We start from the raw sequence: 25,517 nt of genomic DNA, 5'->3' as shown, positions 1-25,517 counted from the left end.
ACATCACCGTCGCCGTCGCCGCGTCACCGTCACCGTCACCGTCACCGTCACCGTCACCGTCACCGTCACCGGAAGGCATCCCATGGACACCCTCGTCGCCACCACACCCGCCGACGCTTCCACCGCCACCCTGCGGAAGCTGTACCTCCTGCGCTTCGGGTTCGCCGCCGTATGGGCCGCCCTGCTGTTCGCGACCGCCGACACACTGGGCCCGCTGAGCGCGACGCTGCTGGTGGTCTATCCCTTGTTCGACGTGGCGTGCGCTGTCGTCGACGTCCGGTCCGCCCGTGCGAACGGCGGCCCGGCACGCGGCCTGTACGTGAACATCGCGCTGAGCACCCTCACCGGCATCGGTCTCGCCGTCGCCGCCACATCCGGCATCCCGGCGGTCCTGCGCGTCTGGGGCGTCTGGGCCGTGACCGCGGGCCTCGTCCAGCTCATTGTCGGCGCCGCCCGCCGCAGGCTGGGCGGCCAGTGGGCGATGATCGCCAGCGGCGCCATCTCCACCGTCGCCGGGGCGTCCTTCTTCGCACAGGCGGGCAAGGACGACGCCGCCCTGGGCAGCCTGGCCGGCTACGCGTTCCTCGGAGGCGTCTTCTTCCTCGTCTCCGCCCTCCGCCTGAGGCGCGCCGACAAGGACGCCTGAACCCGACCGTTCGGCTTCTCTGGACAATGAACCCAGGATCACACCGGCGGGGAGGCACAGCCATGCACGGCAAGCCGGCAGACGGCGCGATCGCGGGCGACCTGACCCGCCTCACCCCGGCGAGCGAAGCGCATCTACCCCTGCTCGCCCGCTGGTTCGCCGATCCCGAGTTCGTGCGGAACTGGGGCGGGCAGCCCTTCACCCGGGAGGAAGTGGCCGCGAAGTACACAGGAAGGCGGCGCCCCGACGTGGAGTCCTTCCTGATCCTCGCCCAGAACGTCCCTGTCGGCTATGTCCAGTACGTGCCCTCCGGCACCGGCCAGGGCGGTATCGACATGGTCCTCGTACCCCACGCCCAAGGCAGAGGCCTCGGCCCCGACGCCGCCCGCGCACTCGTCCGGCACCTCCATACCGTGCTGGGCTGGAACCGGGTGACCGTCGACCCGGAAGCGTCCAACATCCACGCCGTCCGGGCGTGGGCGAAGGCAGGCTTCCAGCCGGTGAGCAGACAGGGGAGCCAGCTGCTCATGGCATGCCTCCCCGCCCCCGGCGCCTCACCGGCCCAGGTCCACGACGGGGGCTTCCCGTCCGAGACCTGAACGGGGACGGGCACCCGGCCGCCGAGGACCGGGCGGGCGGCGCCCTCCCCCGCCGGGCGCCGACCGCGCGTACCCAAGAGTGCCGGACCTCAACCCGGTGATGTTGTCCCTCCGTCCACGCTTCTTGCCACCGCGTCCACCGGTCCCGCCCCACCCCGTCAGACGCCCCCGCCCCCTTCCCCGCGTACCTGCTCCCTCCCCAACCCCAATTCCTCCAGGGCGCGCAGCCGGTGTTCCCTGGGCGAGAGCCCGTAGGCGGCCCGGAAGGCGCGGCTGAAGCCGCAGGCCCGGGGAAAGCCCCAGCGCGCGGCGATTCCGTAGACCGGGTCGTCCCGGAGCGCGGGGTCCTCCAGGTCGCGCCGGGCGTTCTCCAGGCGCAGGCGCCGTATCCTCGCGGCCACCGTCTCCCCTTGCGCCTGTTCCTCGAAGACGCGGTGCAGGTGGCTGACGGAGATGTGCTGCGCCGCGGCGACGGCGCGTGGTGACAGTTCCGGGTCGTGCAGGTTCTCCCGGATGAACGCGTCGATCTGCCGCAGCAGGACCTGCCGGCGGCTCTCGGGCGTCAGCGCGGATTCGGCGTCCAGCGCCTGGGCCAGCAAGGCCGACACCAGATCGAGGACGACCGCGCCCAGTCGGGGGGCGTCCGCCGGCCGCAGGACCGCCGCCTGCTGTTCCAGACCGGTGAGGAACCCGACGAGGAGGGCGCCCAGGCCCTCGCCCCCGGGGAGACCGCGGCCCAGTACCTGCCGCAGCCGGTGCGGGGCCAGCGGCAGCATGGCCTTGGGAAAGTCGACGCCCACCCCTCGGACGGGACCGCTCGCCCGGCCGTCGGACGGCCGGAGGTCGTACGGCAGGGAGTCGTCCACCACGTGGAGGTCACAGGGACCGAAGGTGTCCGTGCCTCCGGAGTGCTCCAGGGTCAGTTCGCCCTCCAGCAGCAGCGTCAGGTGGTACAGCCCGTCGTCGGTCCGGTGCGCCCGCCGAGGGCTCAGCCGGTAACGCGCGGGCAGGACCGACGTCGGCCACACCGTCACCGGCCCCAGCTGCATCAGCCGCATCGACGCGTGGAAGTCGCGGGCGTACGGACTGCTCATCTCGCTCGCCCGGGTACGGCCGACGAGTTCCCGCCAGTAGTCGAACCTGTCGGCGGCCGCCACCTCGCTGGTGTGGAAAACGGTCCCGATCACGCGCCCACCTCGGCCTTCTTACGGAGTCTCAGCTTCCGGCAGCCTGAATCAGCAGCCGCCCGGAACGGCGCGACCGCGATCCAGGCTCCCCCTTGGTCCGGGCGGCGCCCCGAAGTTCCGTACGCCCACACCAGGCTCGGGCATTCCTGTGCCCGAACCCGGCCGATCAGAGACGGAGACACGGTGACCACCATCGACACCACGGCCCCCGAGGGCTGGATCTTCACGGCGCCGCAGGGCGGACCCGTGGTCTACACGCACTTCATGGACGGGTCCTGGCGGCCCGCCTGCGCGAAGGCCGGCATACCGAAGGGCACCGGGCCCCACGCCCTCCGGCACCACTACGCCAGCCTGCTGATCAAGCACGGCGAGTCCGTGAAGACGGTCTCCGAGCGCCTCGGTCACACCAACGCGGCCATGACGCTGAACATCTACACCCACCTGTGGCCCGACTCCGAGGAGCGGACCCGGGTTGCCGTCGACAAGGCGTACGCGGACCGGTCCGCCGATGTCCAGCCACAGGTCGACGAAGCGGCGTAGCCGCTCCCCCGCGCGCTGACCGAAGTCAGCACGCTGCGGACTCCGTGCGGACCGCAAAGGCCGCCCAACCCGCTCCATCGCAGGTCAAACGGCCTTTCGCCGAACGTACTAGACGTTGAAGCGGAACTCCACCACAACCGCCCTGACCTGCGGTTATGTGAGCGCATCCCAGCACCATCCCAGCACGGGATTCACTGCAAAGTACAAAAAGATCCGGAAGCGCCAAGACTACGCATCACCGCCCACCCTGGATACAGGCCGCGCAGCACTCCAGACGCTGTAATAGTTTCTGTACTAGACTTGCAGCCATGAAGTCACCCCGCCCCGGCGGCACGGAGAACATCTCCGTCTCGATGCCCTCGGAACTCCTCGGTGCTCTGCGCACACGTACCGGCAAGCGCGGCGTGTCCGCATATGTGACGGCAGCGGTCCGGCACCAGCTTGCGATGGACGGCCTCGCCGAGATCGTGGCCGCCTACGAAGCCGAGCACGAGCCGCTGAGCGAGGCTGAAGTCCAGGCCGCGCAGAGCGAACTGTTCGGTGACGCACCGGCACCCTACGCGTCGAACGACAGCGCCGCATGAAGGGGCCCGCAGCCAGGTCTCTGGTTCTGGACTCCCAGGCGTTGTCACTGCTACTGCGCAACGACCGCCAGATGATCACCCGAATCGAAGCCGCTCGACGCGTGGGCGTGCCTGTCCTTGTGTCGGCCCTGACAGTGGTGGAGGCCGTCTACGGGAAGACGGACACCGCCCGGCTGCACTGGCTGCTGTCCCGCCTGCAGGTCCAGGACGTTACCCAGGCGGACAGCCTCACCGCGGTGCGGCTGTTGAGCGACGCCGGTGGTCTGCACGGCCACAAGTACGCCATCGACGCCCTCGTCGCCGCGATGGCGCTCCGCTCCCCGGCACCCGTACTCGTACTGACGTCGGACCGCGACGACTGGTCGAAACTGTGCGGCGACCGCGTACAGATCAAGGACGTCTGACCTCGGCGTCTACTCAGGTGTCCACCTGCTGATCGACTGCTGCTTCGTAGAAGGCATCCGCAAGGGCAACGATGATCGCGTTGATGGCCGGTCCATCGGTGAAGAAGTAGTCAGCCATCGTGTTGTGGGCGTACTGATTCTCTGCGACTGCCTCCGTGACGGCGGCTTGGAAATCCTGTGACTCCAGGAACTGCTTCTTGGAATTCACCTTGGTTTGCCGGACCAGGTTCGAGTCGGCGAGAAGCAGCTGCACGAGGCCCTGCACGAACTCCCTGACCTGGGAGGCAGCGAACGTTTCGGCACCGAAGAGGTCGTTCATCTTGTCTATGACGACCTGAAGCGCGACGTACTTCGGATCCTTCTTCGCGCCCGTACCGGCGCCGCTGATGCCCTTCAGTTGTCCGTCACCCACGAGCGAGATGTCGACCGGGATCGCCTTGTTGTGCTTGACCCCGACCAGCACAACATCGGAGAGATCCACGTCGGCCGCCCAAGCAGACTCGGCAATCACCTTTTCCAGCAGGCGCAGGAAGATCGAAAGCATCTCCATGTAGGGATCGCCGTAGTCGACGATCTGGGACATGAAGTCATAGAGTCGTACGTAGGTGGAGACGTCCTTGCGGAAGAGGTCGAGCTCCTGGAGCTTTACCTTGTCTTCCTCCTCGATCGCCCGCGCGTAGCGGCGCCGGAAGTCGTGCTGCGCCGGGCTGATCGCCGCCGAGAGAGCGTTGTTGCCTTTCCGCGTCACCCACAGTTCGGCGACCTTGCGGACATCGTCCTCGGTGTAGATCCCGGCCTGGGCGAGCTTGTTGGCCAGGTGGACGACGACATACGGGTCCGTCTCGGTCTCCAGAGTCGCGTTCTTGAAGTACGGCTCGAAGGCCGTCCTGATGTCCTCGGGCTTGTTGGCGAAGTCGATAACGAACGTCTTGCGCTTCTGCTCCCCACCAGCGGTGCGGTGGGTACGGTTGAGGCGCGAGAGCGTCTGCACGGCGGTGACGCCCGCCAGCTTCTTGTCGACGTACATCGCCGTGAGTAAGGGCTGGTCGAACCCGGTTTGGAACTTGTTGGCGACCAGCATGATCTTGTACGTGTCACCCTTGAACGCGGCCGCCAGATCAGCCCCGGCGCCAGGGTTCATATTGGCCTCGGTGAACTCGTCGTCCTTCGACGGCTGCGGGCCCCAGTCGCTGTGCCAGGTCTCGTCGTCAGGCATCGTCACCCCGCCCGAAAAAGCGACCAGGGTGCGGTAGTTGTACGAGGCGTCCTCGGCGCGGCGCTTGGCGATGTAGGCGTCTATCGCCAGCTTGTACTTCACCGCGGACTTGCGGGAGTCGGTCACCACCATGGCCTTCGCCTTGCCTTCGAGGAGGTAGGCGACGTTGGCGTGGAAGTGCTCGACGATGATCTGGACCTTCTGGCTGACGTTCGTCGGGTGGAGCTGGACCCACCTCATCAGCCCCTTGCGGGCGGCGGCCTCCTCGACCTCGCCTCCGTCGCTGCTCTCGGCCTTGCCGGCGATCTTCAGCGCGGTGTCATAGGACTGGTAGCCCTTGAGGACGTCGAGGATGTAGCCCTCCTCGATCGCCTGCTTCATCGAGTACAGGTGGAACTCGCGCGGCTTCCCCTCGGGGCCCTTGCGGCCGAACAGTTCGAGGGTCTTGTTCTTCGGCGTCGCGGTGAACGCGAAGTACGAGATGTTCTCCGATTCGGCCCGCTCGGTCATCTCCGAAGCCAGCACCGACTCCACATCGACCTCGCCGCCCTCCTCGATCTCCTTGACCTCCTCGGCTGTCAGCACCTGCTTCAGCTTCGAGGAGATCTGCCCCGACTGGGACGAGTGCGCCTCATCAGCGATCACAGCGAACCGCTTGCCCTTCAGGCCGGCGTCGGTCCGGATCTCTTCCAACGCATGCGGGAAGGTCTGCACCGTCACCGCGATGATGAGCTCGCCGTTCTTCAACGCCTGCGCCAGCAGACCCGACTTCGACTTCGCGCCAGCCTTGCGAACGTCCTCGGGGCTGATCGTCGCGACAATCTTCTTGTTCCCGTCGATCTGCCGAATCGCATCCTGCAGCTGGGAGTCGAGCACGGTACGGTCCACGACCACGATGACGGAGTCGAAGACCTTCTTGTCGTCGGCATCATGCAGTCGGGCCAGACCGTGGGAGGTCCAGGCAATGGTGTTCGTCTTTCCTGACCCGGCCGAGTGCTCGATCAAGTACCGGTGCCCGACGCCCTCCTCCTTCACTGCGGCGACGATGCTTGTGACGGCCTCCCACTGGTGGAAGCGCGGGAAGAGCATGCTCGTACGCCGCACGGAGGTGCCGGTGGTGACGTCCCACTCCTCCTTGGTCTGCACGATCATCAGCCGCCCGATGACGTTCAGCCAAGCGTGCTTCTCCCAGACGCGTTCCCATAGGTACGCCGTCGCCGACTCATCGTCCGCGCCAGGCGGGTTGCCAGCACCACTGTCGAAGCCGATGTTGAACGGAAGGAAGTAAGTCTTGTCCCCCTCCAGCTTCGTGGTCATGGCCGCGAGGCCGTTGGAGACCGCGAAGTGCACCAGCGCCCGGTGACCGAACGACAGCAGCGGCTCCGGGCGCCCGTTCGTCAGCGGGTTGCGGTCGTGCTTGTACTGGTTGATCGCCTCGTCCAGCGACTGGGTGAAGTCGGTCTTCAGCTCCACCGTGGCCACCGGAAGCCCGTTGACGAAGAACACCAGATCGATGGTGCGCTGGTCGGCAGTCGAGAAGTGCACCTGCCGCACCACCCGCACCCGCATCGACTCGTAATGCGACACGGTGGTCGCGTTGAGAGAGGTTTCGGGGCGGAACTGCGCCATCTTCAACCGGCCGCCACCGATGTACTGAACCCCGTTGCGCAGGATGTTCAACGTCCCGCCGCCATGCTCAAGCGGCTTGTCCAACGCTGCGGTCAGCACGTCAAGGAACTTCGCCTGCGACCCCGCCGCCTTCAGCGCCTTCTCGTACGCCGGCTTCTGTGTCGCCTCCAGCCACGCGAACAGATCCGCTGGGAAGAGCGCCCGCTCGCGGTCGTACTCGCCGCCGTCGTGGTCGTTCACCGAGTACAGCCAGCCGCGTGCCTTGAGGTACTCGCAGATCTCCTTTTCGAAGACGGCCTCGTTGTGGTCGGCCATCACGCCGCCTCTCCTACGTCGATCTGTCCCGTTACGGCCGCGGTGATCAGTGCCGATCGGCGCTCGCGGGCGAGCTCGATGAACCGCTCCGACTCCGCGATGAGTGTGTCGATCTTTGCGGTCTCAGCATCCAGGTGCCTGGCCATGCATCGCTGCTCATCGAGCGGCGGGAACGGCATCTTGAACTTGCGCACCTGCCACTCGCTCACATGCGGCACGCTGACACCCGTGAACAGCGGCTCCAGATAGTCGTAGAAGGCGTCCGTCGAGATCACGTACCGGAAGTAGCCAGCGTCCCCCTCGGTCCCCGGGCGGATACGCATGACGCGCTGGAGCAACAAAGCCGGGAGGTCGTCTTCGGAGATCGCAGCGATGCGAACGCCACCACCAACGAATGGTCGATCCATGCCGAAGACGAGATCGCCAGCCTGAAGGTCGAATTCGGCAGGGACGGGGGTATCGTGAGTATTCCAGTAGACGACATCTGCCCAATCGACTCTGCCTGGCTTCACATTGACACCTCGCAACAGGCGCACGTGGTCTCGATCGACACTGAATCCATCGCTGGGGAAGGCGTAGCCTGCCAGTGTGTCACTCATGAACCCGAGCTGCGTGACTCGCCAGTGCGAAGGCGTTGCGGGTAGCCACGACTCAAGATTTTCACTTTTTACCGAAGAGCCGAGACCACGAAGCACGATCTCCTCGATAAGGGCCTTTCGACGTTCGCGGAGCATCTCGATCAGTCGCCGCTGCTCTTCGATGAGCGTGTCCGTCTTCGCGGTCTGCTCGTTCAGATTCAACGCAATCCGCCGCTGTTCGTCAATCGGCGGGACGAGGACACGCAGCTGTTTGAGCGCCTCGCACGTCAACCCGCCCTTGGTGCTTCCATTCTCCTCACTGATTCTCCGGAGATCGTCGTATGCAGCCGTGAGAAACCACAGAAGAAAGTCCGGACACCATCTAGCTCGATCCGGAGCCACGTATGCAAGGTGCTGATTTACTGTTGCCTCGATGTCAAGGATCGTCGCCATTCCGCGGGTCCGCCCCTGACCAGTTAGACCTACTAGCACCGAGCCGGGGGAGACAATCGGAAGGTGACATTCCGCGAGCGCAATATCAGTGACTGACTCTGGTGAGGAAACAACGCGCGCCTGGTTGACTGCGGAGCTATTGAGCCATGGAACAACACCACGATCCCAGTACTCTCTTTTCTCGCGTCGGGGCGTTGCCCCGTTGCCGATCCGTGCGGTGCGGCCGAGCTTGGTGATCGACCAACCAGTCGGAATCGCGTCCAGCCGGGTATTAGCTACTGCCGTTGGTCCGACGCTCACTGCTCCACCTCTCGCAGGAGATCCAGGATTTTGGCGACCTGCTTCTCCAGGTCAGCGTCGATCTCAGCGAGTGGGCGGGGCGGAACGTACTTGTAGAAGTGCCGCGTGAAGGGGACCTCGTAGCCTGTCTTGGTTTTGGCCCAGTCGATCCAGGCGTCGGGAACGTGCGGCTTCACCTCCGCGTCGAAGTACGCCTGGATGACTTCGCGCTCCGCCGCCGCGCCGGCGGTCGAGCCGCCGTAGGTGAAGGGCACGTTCTCGGTGTCACGCTTCTTCGAATCGGGCTTCGGGTCACCCTTGCGGCTGACGACAGGGTTCCCGCCCTCGCCCAGCAGGGGGCGCTCGACGGTGACCATCCAATACCCGAACTCGTCGTTGCGCAGCACCTTCGAGAGCTCGGGGTCGGCGTCCTCGTAGTCGGCGTACAGCCGCACGACCTCGGCACGGTCAGCGTCGCTGATCTCGCGTCCCTTGGCACCGAGGTTCTTGCGCATCTTGGTCCAGAACGACGTGCCGTCAATCAGTTGCACCTTGCCCTGACGGTCGGGGTGCTTGGTGTTGTCCAGGATCCAGATGTAGGTGGCGATGCCGGTGTTGAAGAACATGTTGGTCGGCAGGGCGACGATCGCCTCGACGAGGTCGCTCTCCAGCAGCCACCGGCGGATGTTGGAAGGGCCGGACTCGGCGGCGCCACTGAAGAGCGGAGAGCCGTTCATGACGATGCCGACGCGGCCGCCGCCGTCCTCGGGAGCGCGCATCTTGTGGACCAGGTGGAGAAGGAAGAGCATTTGCCCGTCGGACGTCGCGGGGAGGCCCGGTGCGAAGCGGCCGTAGGGGCCCGCGGAGTCTCGCTCTTCCTTGACCGCCTTGGCGTGCTGCTTCCAGTCCACCCCATAGGGCGGGTTGGACATGCAGTAGTCGAACTGGCGGCCTTTGAAGGCGTCGTCGGTGAGCGTGTTACCGAAGGCGATGTTGGTCGCGTCGTGGCCCTTGGCGAGCAGGTCGGACTTGCAGATGGCATACGACTGCGGGTTGTACTCCTGACCGTACAAGCCCAGCTTCGCGCCGGGATTCTCGGCGAGCAGGTGCTCCTCGGCCAAGGAGAGCATGCCGCCGGTGCCAGCGGTGGGGTCGTATAGCGATCGGATGATGCCGCCCTCGGTGAGGTCGACGTCCTTCTCTGCGAAGAGCAGGTCGACCAGCAGTCGGATCGCATCGCGCGGCGTGTAGTGGTCGCCAGAGGTCTCGTTCGCTGCTTCGTTGAACTTGCGGATGATGTATTCGAAGGCATCGCCCATGTCGGAGTTCGACACCACATCGGGGTGGAGGTCGATCTTGCCGAAGGACTTGACGATCTCACGCAGAAGCCCGGCCTTCTCCAGGGCCAGGATCTCCTTCTTGAAGTCGAAGTACTCGAACACGTCCACGTCGGCGGAGAACCGGTCGATGTAGTCGGCCAGGTTGTCCGCCAGCCCGTCCGCGTCGGCCAGCAGGTTCGCAAACGAGTAGTTGGAGGTATTGTAGAAGGTCCGGCCTGTGGCCTTCTTAACCTCGACCTTGAGCCGGTTCGGGTTCTCGAACTTCGCTGCCAGCTCTCGCACCGTCGCCTGATCGGGCTCAAGGATGCAGTCGAGCCGCCGCAGGATCGTGAACGGGAGGACCACGGTCCCGTACTGGTTGGGGCGATAGGGGCCCCGAAGTTGGTCAGCGATAGACCAGATGAAGCTACCGAGCGCGCTCACAAGTTCCTCACGAGAATCGTCTTGCAGTGCCGATCACTTTGCCAGAGCCAGCAGTCGCCGTCCCACGGTTCGGCCACTCACCAGAGCAGAACCCAGCACCGGCGCCGCATCCACGTCCCAGCACAATCCCAGCACGGTACGGATGACCAGGGGTGACGACAGGTGACGAGGGGTCAGCTATCCCAGCACCATCCCAGCACGGGAAAAAACCAAGGGCCCGACCCCGAAGAGTCGGGCCCTCTCTGACCTGCATGTTTGCAAGATCAGCGACGTGGTGATATGTCACCCGCTACACGTTGAAGCGGAACTCCACCACATCCCCGTCCTGCATCACGTACTCCTTGCCCTCCATGCGCGCCTTGCCCTTGGCGCGGGCTTCGGCGACCGAGCCCGTCTCGACCAGGTCCTCGAAGGAGATGATCTCCGCCTTGATGAAGCCCTTCTGGAAGTCGGTGTGGATCACACCGGCCGCCTCCGGGGCCGTGGCGCCCTTCTTGATCGTCCAGGCGCGGGCTTCCTTCGGGCCTGCCGTGAGGTAGGTCTGCAGGCCCAGGGTGTCGAAGCCGACCCGGCCGAGAGTGGCGAGACCCGGCTCTTCCTGGCCCATGGACTGGAGGAGTTCCAGGGCCTCGTCGTCGTCCAGCTCGATCAGCTCGGACTCGATCTTGGCGTTGAGGAAGATGGCCTCGGCCGGGGCGACCAGGGCGCGCTGCTCGTTCTTGAAGTCCTCGTCGACCAGCTCGTCCTCGTCCACGTTGAAGACGTACAGGAACGGCTTCGTGGTGAGCAGGTGCAGCTCGTGCAGGAGGCGGCCCGTCTCGGTGCCGGCGGTGATGCCGCGCGAGAAGAGGGTGTCGCCCGCCTCGAGGATCTTCTGGGCCTCCTCGACGGCGGCGAGCACCGCGACCTTGTCCTTCTGGAGGCGAGCCTCCTTCGTCAGGCGCGGGACGGCCTTCTCGACGGACTGGAGGTCGGCGAGGATCAGCTCGGTGTTGATCGTCTCGATGTCGTCCTTGGGCGAGACCTTGCCGTCGACGTGGACGACGTTCTCGTCCTTGAAGGCGCGGATGACCTGGCAGATCGCGTCGGACTCGCGGATGTTCGCGAGGAACTTGTTGCCCAGGCCCTCACCCTCGCTCGCGCCGCGCACGATGCCCGCGATGTCGACGAAGTCGACCGTGGCGGGGAGGATCCGCTGCGAGCCGAAGATCGCGGCGAGCTTGTCCAGGCGCGGGTCCGGGACGCCGACCACGCCGACGTTCGGCTCGATCGTGGCGAACGGGTAGTTGGCCGCCAGCACGTCGTTCTTGGTCAGGGCGTTGAACAGGGTCGACTTGCCGACATTCGGCAGGCCGACGATTCCGATCGTGAGCGACACTTTGGCGACTTCCTGAAGTTCGGAGGGGGCCCTGAGGAGGCGGGCCTGGAGGGGACCGATTCTCCAGTTTACGGGCGGGGCGGCGCGCCCGGTCACGGGTCCGGAGGCGGGCACCTGAGGCCGATCGAACAGGTATGCGAAAAGCGTGTCTCGGGCCTCCCGAACGGTCCCTTTTCGGCCGAGCGGTATCGAACGCAGTGCCAAGGTCGGCCAAAGGGCGTGTCCAACGCCCGGAAGCGCATGCCGGTCGACCTAGGTTGTCACGGTGGAGCAGCACAGGACACGTACCCCGCAGCGCAGGCAGCCCTCGCCGCCCGAGCAGGCCCCGGCCGTGGCCGCGGGCGGTATCGGTGAGAGCGCCGCCGCCTATCCGGTGGCGGTCGCGGTCGCCCCTGCGGTCTCCCGCCCGCGTCCCCGGACCGGCCAGGTCGCGCCGTTCGTCCTCGCGCTGCGCAGATTCCCCAACCCCCGGCTGACCGGCATCGGGGCGGGCCTGTTCGCCGCGGCCACGATGTTCCTGCTGGGCTGCCTGGACCAGCTGCTGCTGGACGGTTCCGAGATCGCCTACGGGGTGCTGTTCCTGCCGGTGAGCGCGCTGACCGCGTTCTGGGTGCGGCCCGCCGACCTGGTCACCGCGCCGATCGGTGTGCCCATCGCCTTCGCCGTCGGCGTGATCCCGATCGCCGGGGGTTCCGGCGGCTTCGGCGGGCAGACCATGGCGGTGGTCACCGCGCTCGCCGTCCAGGCCGGCTGGCTGTACGGCGGCACGCTCGTCGCCGGGCTCATCGCCACCGTGCGCAAGATCCGTCAGATGCGGGAGCGGCGGCGGCACCCGGCCAGGCCGTCCGCCAATCAGGGCACGCGCCGCCCCCGCCCGTAAGACCGTAGGAAGGCGTCAGTTGCCGGCCGCCGCCATGGCGGCGCCGACGATGCCCGCGTTGTTCTGCAGCTCGGCCGGGACCATCTCGGCCCGTACGTGTTCGATGAGCGGCAGGAACTTCTCCGCCTTGCGGCTGACTCCCCCGCCGATGATGAACAGCGAGGGCGAGAAGAGCATCTCGACGTGGACGAGGTACTTCTGCACCCGGTGCGCCCAGTGGCTCCAGCTGAGGTCCTCGTCCTCCTTGGCCTTCGTGGACGCCCGCTTCTCCGCGTCGTGCCCGTGCAGTTCCAGGTGGCCGAGCTCGGTGTTGGGGACGAGCTGCCCGTCCGTGAAGACGGCGCTGCCGATGCCCGTACCGAGGGTCAGCACGATCACCGTGCCCTTGCGGCCGCGTCCCGCGCCGAAGGTCATCTCGGCGACACCGGCCGCGTCGGCGTCGTTGAGGATCGTGACCGGGTGCCCGATGCGGTCGCTGAGCAGCGCGCGGGCGTCCGTGTCAATCCACGCCTTGTCGACGTTGGCCGCGGTCCGGGTGATCCCCCCGGTGACCACTCCGGGGAAGGTGATGCCCACCGGGCCCTTCCAGTCGAAGTGGCCGACGACCTCGGCCACGCCGTCGGCCACGCCGTCGGGCGTGGCCGGACGCGGTGTCAGTACCTTGTGGCGCTCCTGCGCCAGCTCTCCGCGGTCCAGGTCCACGGGAGCGCCCTTGATCCCTGACCCGCCGATGTCCACACCGAAGATCTCCATGGATCCACGGTACGGGTAGCGCGCCGCGCACACTCCCCGGAAGCCCTGGGAGCCCCCGGGTCGTTACTTCGCCGAGAGTTCGGCGGCCTCGGCGCGCAGGTCGCGGCGGAGCTCCTTGGGCAGCGAGAAGGTGATCGACTCGTCCGCGGTCTTGACCGTCTCCACGTCCGCGTACCCGCGCTCGGCGAGCCACTCGATCACGCCGTCCACCAGGACGTCCGGGACCGAGGCGCCGGAGGTGAGACCGACGGTGGTGACGCCCTCCAGCCAGGCCTCGTCGATCTCGTCGGCGAAGTCCACCAGGTGCGCGGCGGGGGCGCCGGCGTCCAGGGCGACCTCGACCATGCGGATCGAGTTCGAGGAGTTCTTGGAGCCGACGACGATGACGAGCTCGGCTTCCTCGCTGAGCTTCTTGACCGCGATCTGGCGGTTCTGGGTGGCGTAGCAGATGTCGTCGCTGGGCGGCGAGAGGAGGTTCGGGAACTTCTGCTTGAGGGCACCCACCGTCTCCATCGTCTCGTCGACGGAGAGCGTGGTCTGGGAGAGCCAGACGACCTTCGACTCGTCGCGGACCTCGACGTTCGCGACGTCCTCGGGTCCGTCGACGAGCGTGATGTGGTCGGGCGCCTCGCCGCTGGTGCCGATGACCTCCTCGTGGCCGTCGTGGCCGATCAGGAGGATGTCGTAGTCCTCCTTGGCGTAGCGGACGGCTTCCTTGTGGACCTTGGTGACCAGCGGGCAGGTCGCGTCGATCGTGGCGAGCTTGCGCTCGGCGGCCTCCGCGTGGACGGTGGGCGCGACTCCGTGCGCGGAGAACATCACGATGGAGCCCTCGGGCACCTCCGCCGTCTGCTCGACGAAGATCGCGCCCTTCTTCTCCAGGGTCTGCACGACGTACTTGTTGTGCACGATCTCGTGGCGGACGTAGATGGGGGCCCCGTACTGCTCCAGGGCCTTCTCGACGGCGATCACGGCACGGTCCACGCCCGCGCAGTAGCCACGGGGTGCGGCGAGCAGGACACGGCGGGCAGGGGTAGCAGTCATGCGTCCCATCGTAAGGCCGTGTCGGAGAGGCGCGGGGCGGCCGGGGGTCGGGACACTGAGGCTTACGCGATCGAGCGACGGAGGGTTCATGGCCGGCAGCAGCAAGGAGCAGGCGGGACTGCGCAGGACGCTCGGGTTCAGAGACCTGGTGGTCTACGGGCTGCTGTTCATCGCCCCGATGGCCCCGGTGGGCGTGTTCGGCACGCTGGACGCGAAGTCGGACGGCGCGGTCGCGCTCGTGTATCTCGTGGCGACCGTCGTCATGGCCTTCACCGCCTTCAGTTACGCGCAGATGGTGCGGGTCGCGCCGATGGCCGGTTCGGTGTTCGCCTACGCGCGCAAGGGGCTCGGTGAGGGGCCGGGGTTCATCGCCGGGTGGATGGCGATGCTCGACTACCTGCTCATCCCCGCCGTGGCCTACCTGTTCTCCGGGATCGCGATGAACGCGCTGGTCCCGGAGGTCTCCCGGTGGGTGTGGACGGCGATCGCGGTCGTCCTGACCACGCTGCTCAACCTCTGGGGCGTACGGACGGCGGCCCGGGTGGGCTTCGCGGTGCTCGCCATGGAGATCGTGGTGCTGCTGGTGTTCGTGGTGTCGGCGGTGGTGGTGCTCGTCAGGGACGGGGCGCAGCGCGGCTGGCTGACGCCGCTGACCGGGGACACGGCCTTCTCGATGACGGCGGTGCTGGGCGCGGTGTCGGTCGCGGTGCTGTCGTATCTGGGCTTCGACGCGATCGCCTCGTTCGCCGAGGAGGTGACGGGGGGCTCGGCGAAGGTGGCGCGGGCGGTGCTGTTCTGCCTGGTGCTGGCGGGCGCGCTGTTCGTGGTGCAGTCGTATCTGGCGGCACTGCTGGAGCCGGTGTCCTCGGCCCAGCTGGCGGCGGACCCGGTGAAGCAGGGGTCGGCGTTCTACGACGCGGTGGATGCCTCGGTCGGGACCTGGCTGCACGACCTGGTGGCCGTCAGCAAGGCGATCGGGGCGGCCTTCGCGGCGCTGGCCGGGCAGGCCGCCGCGGGGCGGCTGGTCTTCGCGATGGCCCGGGAGCGGCGGCTTCCCTCGGTGCTGTCCCGGGTGGACCCGAAGTCCGGGGTGCCCCGGGTGGCGATCCTGGGGGCGGCGGTCGTGACGCTGGTGGCGGCCGTGTGGGCGGCCCGGCGGGACGACGGGCTCGACCACCTGGTGTCGGTGGTCGACGTCGGGGCGCTGACCGCGTTCGTGCTGTTGCACGCGTCGGTGGTGGGCTGGTTCGCCGTACGCCGGATGGAGGGGCCGCCGAGCTGGTGGCGGCACGTGCTGGTGCCGGTGGTGGGCGCCGGGGTGCTGGTCGCGGTGATCTGGGAGGCGACCACGAGCGCCCAGGTGGTCGGGGTGTGCTGGCTGGCGGTCGGCCTGGTGGTGCTGGCGCTCCAGTGGGGGCGCCGGACGACGGCCTGACGGTCCGCGCGCCGGGGTGGGCCCTGGATGTCGGTACCGGCCGTTACGCTCGCCCGTATGGCTCTCACTACGTCACCGGAAGCCCCGCTGCCCGTCGGCGACGTGTCGCGGCTGATCGGCGGGTGGATCGACCGGCTCGGCGCGGTCTGGGTCGAGGGGCAGATCACCCAGCTGTCACGGCGGCCGGGCGCCGGTGTCGTCTTCCTGACGCTGCGTGACCCGTCGCACGACATCTCGGTGAGCGTGACCTGTTTCAGGCAGGTGTTCGACCGGATCGCCGATGTGGTGACCGAGGGCGCCCGGGTCGTCGTCCTCGCCAAGCCCGAGTGGTACGCGCCCCGGGGGCAGCTGTCCCTGCGGGCCACCGAGATACGCCCGGTGGGGATCGGCGAGCTGCTCGTCCGGCTGGAGCAGCTGAAGAAGTCGCTGGCCGCCGAGGGGCTGTTCGCCCTGGACCGCAAGCGGCCGCTGCCGTTCCTGCCGCAGCTGATCGGCCTGGTCTGCGGGCGGGCGTCGGCCGCCGAGCGCGATGTCCTGGAGAACGCCCGGCGGCGCTGGCCCGCGGTGCGTTTCGAGGTGCGCAACACCGCGGTGCAGGGTGTGCACGCGGTGAATCAGGTGGTCCAGGCCGTGCGGGAGCTCGACGGGCTGCCCGAGGTCGACGTGATCGTGGTCGCGCGGGGCGGCGGCAGCGTGGAGGACCTGCTGCCGTTCTCCGACGAGCAGCTGATCCGGGCGGTCGCCGCGTGCCGTACACCGGTGGTCTCGGCGATCGGCCACGAGCCCGACTCGCCGCTGCTCGACCTGGTGGCGGACCTGCGGGCGTCGACGCCGACGGACGCGGCGAAGAAGATCGTGCCGGACGTGGGTGAGGAGCTGGACCGGGTGCAGCAGCTGAGGGACCGGGCGCTGCGGACGGTACGGGGGCTGATCGACCGGGAGGAGCGGGGGCTGGCGCACGCGCTGGGCCGGTCCTCGATGGAGCGGCCCCAGCGGATGGTGGACGAGCGCGAGGCGGAGGTCGACGCGCTGGTCGGGCGGAGCCGGCGGGTGCTGGGGCATCTGCTGGACCGCGCCGACTCGGAGCTCGCGCACACCAGGGCCCGGGTGGTGGCGCTGTCGCCGGCGGCGACCCTGGAGCGGGGCTACGCGGTGCTCCAGCGGCCGGACGGCCATGTGGTGCGCTCCCCCGCTGACGCCGGGGCGCCGGGCGGGGAGCTGCGGGCACGGGTCTCGGAGGGCGAGTTCACGGTCCGGGTGGAGGGGTGAGCCCCGTACGAACCCCGTACGAGCCCCGTACGGCCTTCGTTGTCCGAGGGCGCCCGTAGGCTGGGGCCCATGACGGACGACGGGACGGCGGCAGTGGCCGAGACGGGCACGCTCGGCTACGAGCAGGCGCGCGACGAGCTGATCGAGGTCGTGCGCCGCCTGGAGGCGGGGGGCACGACGCTGGAGGAGTCCCTGGCGCTCTGGGAGCGGGGCGAGGAGCTCGCGAAGGTGTGCAGGCACTGGCTGGAAGGGGCGCGCGCCCGGCTGGACGCGGCGCTGGCCCGCCCGCAGGAGGAGTCCGCGGACGGCGGCGAGGGGTCGGACTGAGCGGACTCCGACAGGCGCCGGGGTGAGCGGGCTCCGGCGGAGCCGGGGCGACCGGCGGGCTTGTGCGGTGGGTCACTCCGCGGAGATTTAGTTGAAGTTTAATCTACCTCTCCGTTACGGTGATTTCGTTGCTCAACCCCGTTTTCACCCGGAAGGCAGTTCCACAGATGTCCCTCGTTCTTGACCCCACCGCCCAGGACCTTCTCTTCCGTGAGGCCCGCACCGCCAACACGTTCTCGGACGAGCCGGTGACCGACGAGCAGGTCCAGGCGATCTACGACCTGGTCAAGTACGGCCCCACCGCCTTCAACCAGTCGCCGCTGCGCGTCGTCCTGGTCCGCTCGGCCGAGAGCCGCGAGCGCCTGGTCGCGCACATGGCCGAGGGCAACCGCCCCAAGACCTCCACCGCCCCGCTGGTCGCCCTGCTCGTCGCGGACAACGAGTTCCACGACGAGCTGCCCGCGCTGCTGCCGCACTTCCCGCAGGCCAAGGACGCGTTCTTCTCCGAGCGCCCGGTCCGCGAGCAGTCCGCCGCGCTGAACGCCTCGCTCCAGGCCGCCTACTTCATCATCGGCGTCCGCGCCGCCGGCCTGGCCGCCGGCCCGATGACCGGCTACGACGCCGCGGGCATCGAGAAGGAGTTCCTGGACAGCGACCACAAGCTCCTCATGGTCGTCAACATCGGCAAGCCCGGCGAGGACGCCTGGTTCCCCCGCCTGCCGCGCCTGTCCTACGACGAGGTCGTCACGACCGTCTGATCCCCGGACGGCGGCCCCGCACGGAGAAGGCCCCGCGAAGCGTCGCGGGGCCTTCTGCGTGCGGGTGCCGGGGCGGACGTACGGCCTTCAGGTGTAACGGCCTTCAGAACAGGCCGGTACGGGCACGGGCCTCAGGAGGCCGCGGAGGACGCCGTGGACGGGTCGGGGGACGCCTCGGGGGCCGTCTCCAGCGCGGCGGCCATCTCCACCAGCCGCTCCGTGGGCGCCGAGCCGGTGACCACGGTCGTCACACCCTCGGCGTGCAGCACGAGCGCGTCGTACTTGGGGCCCTTCCAGACCTCCCACGCCTGCCCGGAGACGTCACGCGTACGTCCGGTGTTCTTGGCGTCCTGGCTGACGGCGGGCACGTACTTCTTCGCCGGGGTCGTCGACTGCTCCACCGCGACGTAGCGGTCCTCCGGATCGAGGTAGCCGAGGTGCCAGCCGGCGCCGTTGTGCCCCTCGTACGAGACGGAGGTCGGCTTCCAGCCCTCGGGCAGCCCCGCCGGAGCGGCGACCGGGTACGGGGCGGCACGCCTCGCGGTCGCGAGCTCGACCCGGTAGTCGACCGCCTTGATGGGATCGGCCTTGTCGTCGTGCGGGATGAAGATGTAGACGACGCCCGCCACTGCGGTGATCACGAGCATCGACAGGAACATGTCCCGGACGGTCTGCTTGCCTCGCTTGCTAGCCACGGGGTCAATGGTGGCATGGGCCCTCGCACGCCCCACCGGCGGGCGTGCGCTCATACGTGACCCGCTCTGCTCATTTTATCGGAGTGCAGATAGAGTCACAGCACCCTCTTTTCCGGTCGTCGTCGTACAGAAAGGTGCGCTCCGATGTCCGAGCATCATCTGCCGTCCCAGCTCGAGGTCTCCCCGGAAGCCCCGGACCGCAACCTGGCCCTCGAACTGGTCCGGGTCACCGAGGCCGCCGCCATGGCCGCCGGGCGCTGGGTCGGCCGCGGCGACAAGATCGGCGCCGACGGCGCCGCCGTCAAGGCCATGCGCACCCTCGTCTCCACCGTCTCGATGAACGGCGTCGTCGTCATCGGTGAGGGCGAGAAGGACGAGGCCCCCATGCTGTTCAACGGCGAGCGGGTCGGCGACGGGACCGGTGCCGAGGTCGACATCGCCGTCGACCCGATCGACGGCACGACTCTCAACGCCAAGGGCATGCCGAACGCGATCGCCGTGCTCGCGGCGGCCGACCGGGGCGCGATGTTCGACCCGTCCGCGGTCTTCTACATGGACAAGCTGGTCACCGGCCCCGAGGCCGCCGACTTCGTCGACATCGACGCGCCCGTGTCGGTCAACATCCGCCGGGTGGCGAAGGCCAAGAACTCGGCCCCCGAGGACGTCACCGTCGTCGTCCTGGACCGGCCCCGGCACGACGGCATCGTCAAGGAGATCCGCGAGACGGGCGCCCGGATCAAGTTCATCTCCGACGGCGACGTCGCCGGCTCGATCATGGCGGCCCGCGAGGGCACCGGCGTCGACCTGCTCATGGGGATCGGCGGCACGCCCGAGGGGATCATCTCGGCGTGCGCCATAAAGTGCCTCGGCGGTGTCATCCAGGGCAAGCTCTGGCCGAAGGACGAGGCCGAACGCCGCAAGGCCCTCGACGCCGGGCACGACCTGGACCGGGTGCTCTCGACGGACGACCTCGTCAGTGGTGACAACGTGTTCTTCGTGGCCACCGGCATCACCGACGGCGAGCTGCTGCGCGGGGTGCGGTACCGCGGGGAGACCGCGACCACGGAGTCCCTGGTGATGCGGTCCAAGTCGGGCACCATCCGCCGGATCGACTCCACCCACCGGCTGTCGAAGCTGCGCGCCTACAGCGCGATCGACTTCGACCGCGCCAAGTAGGAGCCGGTCCCGGCCCGTTCCGTCCGGTTCGCCGCCCGCCGTGCGGGGCGGGTGCGGCCCGGGCGGTACGGCCGGCACGCGGGGAGAAGCCGACTCCGGCCGCTCCCCCGCCGCCCGGCCGCGTCAGCCCGCGGCGGCGATGCGTTCCGTCTCCGTCGAGGACGCCGCCGTGAGTTCGATGTCGCGCCGACGCCGCCGGGCGAGCACGACGCGGCGCTCGGCTGCGGTCAGGCCGCCCCAGACGCCGTACGGCTCGGGTTGTATGAGCGCGTGCTCCCGGCACTCCACCATGACCGGACAGCGCGCGCAGACCTGCTTCGCGGCTTCCTCACGGGACAGCCGGGCGGCGGTCGGCTCCTTCGACGGGGCGAAGAACAGCCCGGCCTCGTCCCGGCGGCACACCGCCTCCGAGTGCCAGGGGCCCGCCTGGTCCTCCCGCGCGGGAATGCGCTGGGACGGCACAGCGGCGACCTGCAGGGGCTGATGCGGCGGTTGCAGCACGGTCCACTCCTGACGACGGCTTCGCGAGCGAAAGACGATGCAGCAGTCCCTACCCGCTGTACGCACGCCTATGCACTGCGTGGCCCCGCCTCCCGGCCGTCACAATGCGTTCCGCCCGCCTTCTGGCCGGAATGCGATCGGAATCGGCCGGGGTCGGCTCAGCCGCCGAGATGCTTGCGCATCTGCTTGTGGAGATTGGCAATCAGCTTGCCACGCTTGGGCTTTGCCTCGACATTCCCGAGGACGGAAAAGCCGTTCACCACGACCACCGGGGCTTCCGGGTCGGCCGATTCCAGTGTGTCGACCTCGAAATTGCCGAAAACACCCGTGCCGCTGCCACGCAGCGAGATGTTCTCCGGCACCTTGATCTCGACACTGCCGAAGATGGACGTCGCGTTGATGACGGTCAGACGCTGACCGAAAAGGGCCTCGGTCAGGTCGATCTCGACACTGCCGAAGAGCGCGAACGCGTTCGTGCGACCGCCGACCCGCCAACGCCCCCTGCGCGTCGAGCTGCTGAAGACCGCCACCAGGTTCTCGGCGGGGCCGGCCGGGGCCTCGGGGCCGTAACCGTAGGGCGATGCCGCCGGGCGGCCGGCGGCGCCCGCGGCTCCGCTCGCCGGCAGGTCCCGCACCAGCGGCTCCAGTTCGCCCATGGTCTTCGCCCGGTAGACCAGGTCGACCCGCTCGGCGTGCTCGTCGGCGGTCAGCCGGCCCTCCGCCATGGCCTCCCGCAGGATGTCCGCGATCCGGTCACGGTCCGCGTCGGAGGCACGGATGCCCACGGGTGCGGGCCCGGCGGGCGCGGGACCGGCCGGAGCGACGGGCTGCTGGGGCTGCTTTTCGAGGTCCACCGCCCCAGCGTACCCAAACGCGATAGATCGCGACCAGTACCCGGACGGTCGTGGTTCGGAATCCGGCCGGGCGTCCGGACCCGGCCCGACGCGCCCCGCCCGCTCCCGGTGAGCCTTACCTCACAAGCCCGGTCCGTCCGGGGCGTTCTACCCTGGTGGATGCGCTGCCCAAGGGTGGTCAGCCGCTGTCGCCGAGTGAGGAATGGCCGTAATGCCAGAGTTTGCGTACTCCGATCTGCTGCCCCTGGGCGAGGACACCACTCCGTACCGGCTGGTGACCTCCGAGGGCGTCTCGACCTTCGAGGCCGACGGCCGTACGTTCCTCAAGGTGTCGCCGGAAGCCCTGCGCACGCTGGCCGCCGAGGCCATGCACGACATCTCGCACTACCTGCGCCCGGCCCACCTGGCGCAGCTGCGGCGCATCGTGGACGACCCGGAGGCCTCCTCCAACGACAAGTTCGTGGCGCTCGACCTCCTGAAGAACGCCAACATCGCCGCCGCGGGCGTGCTGCCGATGTGCCAGGACACCGGTACGGCGATCGTCATGGGCAAGCGCGGGCAGAACGTCCTCACCGAGGGCGGCGACGAGGAGGCCCTGTCGCGGGGCATCTTCGACGCGTACACCGAGCTCAACCTGCGGTACTCGCAGATGGCGCCGCTGACCATGTGGGACGAGAAGAACACCGGGTCGAACCTGCCGGCACAGATCGAGCTGTACGCCACCGACGGCGGCGCGTACAAGTTCCTCTTCATGGCCAAGGGCGGCGGCTCGGCCAACAAGTCGTTCCTCTACCAGGAGACGAAGGCGGTCCTCAACGAGGCCTCCATGATGACGTTCCTGGAGCAGAAGATCCGTTCGCTGGGGACGGCCGCCTGCCCGCCGTACCACCTGGCGATCGTCGTCGGCGGTACGTCGGCCGAGTTCGCGCTCAAGACCGCCAAGTACGCCTCCGCGCACTACCTGGACGAGCTGCCGGCCGAGGGCTCCCCGACCGGCCACGGCTTCCGCGACAAGGAGCTGGAGCAGAAGGTCTTCGAGCTGACGCAGAAGATCGGCATCGGCGCGCAGTTCGGCGGCAAGTACTTCTGCCACGACGTGCGCGTGGTCCGTCTGCCCCGGCACGGCGCCTCGCTGCCCGTCGCCATCGCCGTGTCCTGCTCGGCCGATCGCCAGGCCACCGCGAAGATCACCGCCGAGGGCGTCTTCCTGGAGCAGCTGGAGAAGGACCCGGCGCGCTTCCTGCCGGACACCACCGACGAGCAGCTCGATGCCGACGGGGACGTCGTGCGCATCGACCTGAACCGGCCGATGGACGAGATCCTCGCCGAGCTCACCAAGTACCCGGTCAAGACCCGGCTCTCGCTGACCGGTCCGCTGGTCGTGGCCCGCGACATCGCGCACGCCAAGATCAAGGAGCGGCTGGACGCGGGCGAGGAGATGCCGCAGTACCTGAAGGACCACCCGGTGTACTACGCGGGTCCCGCGAAGACCCCCGAGGGGTACGCGTCGGGTTCCTTCGGCCCGACGACGGCCGGCCGCATGGACAGTTACGTCGCGCAGTTCCAGGCGGCGGGCGGCTCCAAGGTGATGCTCGCCAAGGGCAACCGGTCCAAGCAGGTCACGGACGCCTGTGACGCGCACGGCGGCTTCTACCTCGGCTCGATCGGCGGTCCGGCGGCCCGGCTGGCGCAGGACTGCATCAAGAAGGTCGAGGTCGTCGAGTACGAGGAGCTCGGCATGGAGGCGGTCTGGCGCATCGAGGTGGAGGACTTCCCGGCGTTCGTCGTCGTCGACGACAAGGGCAACGACTTCTTCACCGAGCCCGCTCCCGCCCCGACCTTCACCAGCATTCCGGTGCGGGGTCCTGGTCTGGGCTGACCGCCGGGGGTCCCGGTGACCGCGGGGGTGTCCCGGCCACGGCCGGGGCGCCCCCGCGGCGTCCGTCCGCCCTGCGCCACCGGGCGCGGCTCACGGCTCGCCGTTGCCGCCCCGGTGTGTACTGGCGGCGGTGGCACCGGGGAATACGCGGCGCACACCGCACGCTCATCTCCAGCAGGAGGGTTGATACACCATGGACGGATCGGCCGAGGACACGAAGTACCGCATCGAGCACGACTCGATGGGCGAGGTGAAGGTACCGGCGCACGCCAAGTGGCGGGCGCAGACCCAGCGGGCCGTGGAGAATTTCCCCATCTCCGGTCAGCGTCTGGAGCGGGCCCATATCGAGGCCCTGGGACGGATCAAGGCGGCCGCCGCCAAGGTCAACGCCGAACTGGGTGTGGTCGACCCGGACATCGCGGACGCGATCCGGCAGGCAGCGGCCGAGGTCGTCGCGGGCCGGTGGGACGAGCACTTCCCGGTCGACGTGTTCCAGACGGGTTCGGGCACCTCGTCCAACATGAACACCAACGAGGTGCTGGCCACGCTGGCGACCGAGCGGCTGGGGCGTGAGGTCCACCCCAACGACCACGTCAACGCCTCGCAGTCGTCCAACGACGTCTTCCCCTCCTCGATCCACATCGCGGCGACCGCCGCCGTGACCGCGGACCTGATCCCGGCGCTGGAGCGTCTGGCGTCCTCCCTGGAGCGGAAATCAGCCGAATTCGCGGAGGTCGTGAAGTCGGGCCGTACGCATCTGATGGACGCCACCCCGGTCACCCTGGGCCAGGAGTTCGGCGGTTACGCGGCGCAGGTCCGGCACGGCGTGGAGCGGCTCACCGCCTCACTGCCCCGGCTCGCGGAACTGCCCCTGGGCGGTACGGCGGTGGGCACCGGCATCAACACCCCGCCCGGTTTCTCCGCCGCGGTGATCGCCGAGGTCGCCCGCACCACCGGGCTGCCGCTCACCGAGGCCCGCGACCACTTCGAGGCGCAGGGGGCCCGGGACGGGCTCGTCGAGGCGTCGGGTCAGCTGCGTACCGTCGCCGTCTCCCTGACCAAGATCTCCAACGACCTGCGGTGGATGGCGTCGGGCCCGCGCACCGGGCTGGCGGAGATCAGTCTGCCCGACCTCCAGCCCGGTTCGTCGATCATGCCCGGCAAGGTCAACCCGGTGATCCCGGAGGCCGTGCTGATGGTCGCCGCCCAGGTCACGGGGAACGACGCCACCGTCGCCGCGGCCGGCGCGGCCGGCAACTTCGAGCTCAACGTGATGCTCCCGGTGATGGCGAAGAACCTGCTGGAGTCGGTGCGGCTGCTGGCCAACGCCTCCCGGCTGCTCGCCGACCGTACGGTCGACGGCATCACGGCCGACGTCGAGCGGGCCCGCCGGTACGCGGAGTCCTCGCCGTCGGTCGTGACGCCGCTGAACAAGTACATCGGCTACGAGGAGGCGGCGAAGGTCGCCAAGAAGTCGCTGGCCGAGGGCACCACGATCCGGGAGACGGTGCTGGCCGAAGGCTACGTGGAGCGGGGCGACCTGACGATGGAACAGCTCGACGCCGCCCTGGACGTGTTGCGCATGACCCGTCCGTGACCGTTCCAGCGGCGCCCGGGCGCCCGCGTCTCTAAGATCTTTTCATGACAGCCACGGAAGCGGGTACGGGAGCGGGCGCCGGGCCGGGTGCGGGGGACGGTGCCAACTGGGCGCCGGGAGACCACATCCTCTGGCGCTACCGGGGCAACGGCGACGGCCGCCAGGTGCACATCTGCCGGCCGGTCACCGTCGTCCAGGACACCGGCGAACTGCTCGCCGTATGGATGGCGTCCGGTACGGAATGCGTCAAACCCGTGCTCGCCGACGGCACCCAGGTGCACGCCGAGCCGCTCGCCACCCGCTACACCCGGCCGCGTACCACGGTGCGTTCGCGGTGGTTCGGCTCGGGTGTGCTCAAGCTCGCCCGGCCGGGGGACCCCTGGTCGGTGTGGCTCTTCTGGGACCGCGGCTGGGTCTTCCGCAACTGGTACGTCAACCTGGAGGAGCCGCGCACGCGCTGGGCCGGTGGGGTGGATTCGCAGGATCATTTCCTGGACATCTCGGTGCATCCCGACCGCAGCTGGGAGTGGCTCGACGAGGACGAGTTCGCCGAGGCGCAGCGGGTCGGGCTGATGGACACGGCCACCGCCGGGCGGGTGCGCAAGGCCGGGCTGGCGGCGGTCGAGGTGATCCGGGCCTGGGGCGCGCCGTTCCGGGACGGCTGGGAGCACTGGCGGCCGGACCCGCGGTGGACGGTCCCGGTGCTCCCGGATGACTGGGACCGCACCCCTGCCCGCACCCCGTCGTGAGACCCTTGTGGCACCCCAGGGGGGCAATC

24 protein-coding genes are annotated in these 25,517 nt (G+C 68.6%); 14 read left to right on the top strand and 10 right to left on the bottom strand.

All coding sequences use genetic code 11. From position 1 onward, the window contains the following. Positions 1-82: 82 nt before the first annotated feature. The gene (locus SACTE_RS21445; protein ID WP_014048109.1) at positions 83-646 is read left to right on the top strand and encodes a hypothetical protein; all 564 of its coding nucleotides are present in this window, start codon (positions 83-85) and stop codon (positions 644-646) included. A 62-nt stretch (positions 647-708) separates the two neighbouring features. Further along, positions 709-1,245 carry a GNAT family N-acetyltransferase gene (locus tag SACTE_RS21440; protein WP_014048108.1) on the top strand — a complete coding sequence of 179 codons (537 nt, stop codon included), beginning with the start codon at positions 709-711 and terminating at the stop codon, positions 1,243-1,245. Positions 1,246-1,403: 158 nt separating this feature from the next. Here SACTE_RS21440 and SACTE_RS21435 read toward each other — a convergent pair whose 3' ends face one another. Beyond that, on the bottom strand, positions 1,404-2,432 hold the full coding sequence (locus tag SACTE_RS21435; RefSeq protein ID WP_014048107.1) for a helix-turn-helix domain-containing protein: 1,029 nt from the start codon (positions 2,430-2,432) through the stop codon (positions 1,404-1,406). 183 nt (positions 2,433-2,615) lie between these two features. Here SACTE_RS21435 and SACTE_RS21430 point away from each other — a divergent pair, with 183 nt between their 5' ends. From SACTE_RS21430 to SACTE_RS21420, 3 genes are all read left to right on the top strand, one after another. Beyond that, a complete protein-coding gene (locus SACTE_RS21430; protein ID WP_019992411.1) occupies positions 2,616-2,972 on the top strand; it encodes a tyrosine-type recombinase/integrase in 357 nt (118 codons plus the stop codon). A gap of 308 nt (positions 2,973-3,280) precedes the next feature. Continuing rightward, positions 3,281-3,556, top strand: a complete 276-nt coding sequence (locus SACTE_RS21425; RefSeq protein WP_014048106.1) for a hypothetical protein — start codon at positions 3,281-3,283, stop codon at positions 3,554-3,556. Beyond that, positions 3,553-3,960, top strand: coding sequence for a PIN domain-containing protein (locus SACTE_RS21420; protein ID WP_014048105.1), 408 nt, complete (start codon positions 3,553-3,555; stop codon positions 3,958-3,960). The genes SACTE_RS21425 and SACTE_RS21420 overlap by 4 nt, the downstream gene beginning before the upstream one ends. A 13-nt stretch (positions 3,961-3,973) precedes the next feature. Here the strand turns inward: SACTE_RS21420 and SACTE_RS21415 are convergent, their stop codons facing one another. The 4 genes from SACTE_RS21415 to ychF all read right to left on the bottom strand — a co-directional run bounded on the left by SACTE_RS21415 (position 3,974) and on the right by ychF (position 11,571). Continuing rightward, positions 3,974-7,120, bottom strand: a complete 3,147-nt coding sequence (locus SACTE_RS21415; RefSeq protein WP_014048104.1) for a DEAD/DEAH box helicase family protein — start codon at positions 7,118-7,120, stop codon at positions 3,974-3,976. Beyond that, positions 7,120-8,451, bottom strand: coding sequence for a restriction endonuclease subunit S (locus SACTE_RS21410; RefSeq protein ID WP_014048103.1), 1,332 nt, complete (start codon positions 8,449-8,451; stop codon positions 7,120-7,122). The genes SACTE_RS21415 and SACTE_RS21410 overlap by 1 nt, the downstream gene beginning before the upstream one ends. Beyond that, positions 8,448-10,193 (bottom strand): class I SAM-dependent DNA methyltransferase, encoded by a 1,746-nt coding sequence (locus SACTE_RS21405; protein WP_014048102.1) that lies wholly within the window; start codon positions 10,191-10,193, stop codon positions 8,448-8,450. Before SACTE_RS21405 ends, SACTE_RS21410 begins: the two co-directional genes overlap by 4 nt. A gap of 289 nt (positions 10,194-10,482) precedes the next feature. Continuing rightward, a complete protein-coding gene (ychF, locus tag SACTE_RS21400) occupies positions 10,483-11,571 on the bottom strand; it encodes a redox-regulated ATPase YchF (protein WP_014048101.1) in 1,089 nt (362 codons plus the stop codon). A 265-nt stretch (positions 11,572-11,836) separates the two neighbouring features. On the opposite strand from ychF, the gene SACTE_RS21395 reads away from it, so the two are divergent. Next, positions 11,837-12,451 (top strand): DUF6542 domain-containing protein, encoded by a 615-nt coding sequence (locus tag SACTE_RS21395; RefSeq protein WP_026358945.1) that lies wholly within the window; start codon positions 11,837-11,839, stop codon positions 12,449-12,451. Positions 12,452-12,466: 15 nt separating this feature from the next. On the opposite strand, the gene SACTE_RS21390 is transcribed toward SACTE_RS21395, so the two are convergent. Both SACTE_RS21390 and SACTE_RS21385 read right to left on the bottom strand, forming a co-directional pair. Further along, the gene (locus SACTE_RS21390; RefSeq protein ID WP_019992415.1) at positions 12,467-13,204 is read right to left on the bottom strand and encodes an ROK family protein; all 738 of its coding nucleotides are present in this window, start codon (positions 13,202-13,204) and stop codon (positions 12,467-12,469) included. A 63-nt stretch (positions 13,205-13,267) separates the two neighbouring features. After that, a complete protein-coding gene (locus tag SACTE_RS21385) occupies positions 13,268-14,257 on the bottom strand; it encodes a 4-hydroxy-3-methylbut-2-enyl diphosphate reductase (protein ID WP_014048098.1) in 990 nt (329 codons plus the stop codon). 79 nt (positions 14,258-14,336) lie between these two features. Between SACTE_RS21385 and SACTE_RS21380 the strand changes: the two genes are divergently transcribed. From SACTE_RS21380 to SACTE_RS21365, 4 genes are all read left to right on the top strand, one after another. Further along, entirely contained in the window at positions 14,337-15,683 is a 1,347-nt protein-coding gene (locus SACTE_RS21380; RefSeq protein WP_014048097.1) for an APC family permease, read from the top strand. A 57-nt stretch (positions 15,684-15,740) separates the two neighbouring features. Continuing rightward, entirely contained in the window at positions 15,741-16,952 is a 1,212-nt protein-coding gene (gene xseA, locus SACTE_RS21375; protein ID WP_026358946.1) for an exodeoxyribonuclease VII large subunit, read from the top strand. A 69-nt stretch (positions 16,953-17,021) separates the two neighbouring features. Next, positions 17,022-17,279 carry an exodeoxyribonuclease VII small subunit gene (locus SACTE_RS21370; RefSeq protein ID WP_014048095.1) on the top strand — a complete coding sequence of 86 codons (258 nt, stop codon included), beginning with the start codon at positions 17,022-17,024 and terminating at the stop codon, positions 17,277-17,279. Between the two features lie 167 nt (positions 17,280-17,446). Beyond that, the gene (locus SACTE_RS21365; protein WP_014048094.1) at positions 17,447-18,037 is read left to right on the top strand and encodes a malonic semialdehyde reductase; all 591 of its coding nucleotides are present in this window, start codon (positions 17,447-17,449) and stop codon (positions 18,035-18,037) included. 131 nt (positions 18,038-18,168) lie between these two features. Here SACTE_RS21365 and SACTE_RS21360 read toward each other — a convergent pair whose 3' ends face one another. Beyond that, entirely contained in the window at positions 18,169-18,732 is a 564-nt protein-coding gene (locus tag SACTE_RS21360) for a DUF4245 domain-containing protein (protein WP_037758235.1), read from the bottom strand. A gap of 144 nt (positions 18,733-18,876) precedes the next feature. Between SACTE_RS21360 and glpX the strand changes: the two genes are divergently transcribed. After that, positions 18,877-19,908: a class II fructose-bisphosphatase gene (gene glpX / locus SACTE_RS21355; RefSeq protein WP_014048092.1), complete on the top strand. Its 1,032-nt coding sequence runs from the start codon at positions 18,877-18,879 to the stop codon at positions 19,906-19,908. Between the two features lie 123 nt (positions 19,909-20,031). Here glpX and SACTE_RS21350 read toward each other — a convergent pair whose 3' ends face one another. After that, complete coding sequence (locus tag SACTE_RS21350) at positions 20,032-20,409, bottom strand: WhiB family transcriptional regulator (protein ID WP_014048091.1); 378 nt, start codon at positions 20,407-20,409, stop codon at positions 20,032-20,034. A 158-nt stretch (positions 20,410-20,567) separates the two neighbouring features. Next, a complete protein-coding gene (locus SACTE_RS21345; RefSeq protein ID WP_014048090.1) occupies positions 20,568-21,263 on the bottom strand; it encodes a DUF1707 domain-containing protein in 696 nt (231 codons plus the stop codon). Positions 21,264-21,474: 211 nt separating this feature from the next. On the opposite strand from SACTE_RS21345, the gene SACTE_RS21340 reads away from it, so the two are divergent. The 3 genes from SACTE_RS21340 (at position 21,475) to SACTE_RS21330 (ending at position 25,488) form a co-directional block, all read left to right on the top strand. Beyond that, positions 21,475-23,142 carry a fumarate hydratase gene (locus SACTE_RS21340; protein WP_014048089.1) on the top strand — a complete coding sequence of 556 codons (1,668 nt, stop codon included), beginning with the start codon at positions 21,475-21,477 and terminating at the stop codon, positions 23,140-23,142. 193 nt (positions 23,143-23,335) lie between these two features. Further along, positions 23,336-24,739: a class II fumarate hydratase gene (locus tag SACTE_RS21335; RefSeq protein ID WP_014048088.1), complete on the top strand. Its 1,404-nt coding sequence runs from the start codon at positions 23,336-23,338 to the stop codon at positions 24,737-24,739. Between the two features lie 44 nt (positions 24,740-24,783). Then, on the top strand, positions 24,784-25,488 hold the full coding sequence (locus SACTE_RS21330) for a DUF402 domain-containing protein (protein ID WP_014048087.1): 705 nt from the start codon (positions 24,784-24,786) through the stop codon (positions 25,486-25,488). Positions 25,489-25,517 lie beyond the last annotated feature (29 nt).

This window comes from Streptomyces sp. SirexAA-E, from assembly GCF_000177195.2.
Taxonomy (GTDB): Bacteria; Actinomycetota; Actinomycetes; order Streptomycetales; family Streptomycetaceae; genus Streptomyces; species Streptomyces flavovirens.
Note: the sequence above shows the minus strand (reverse complement) of the source record. Positions and strands in the feature narration are given on the sequence as shown.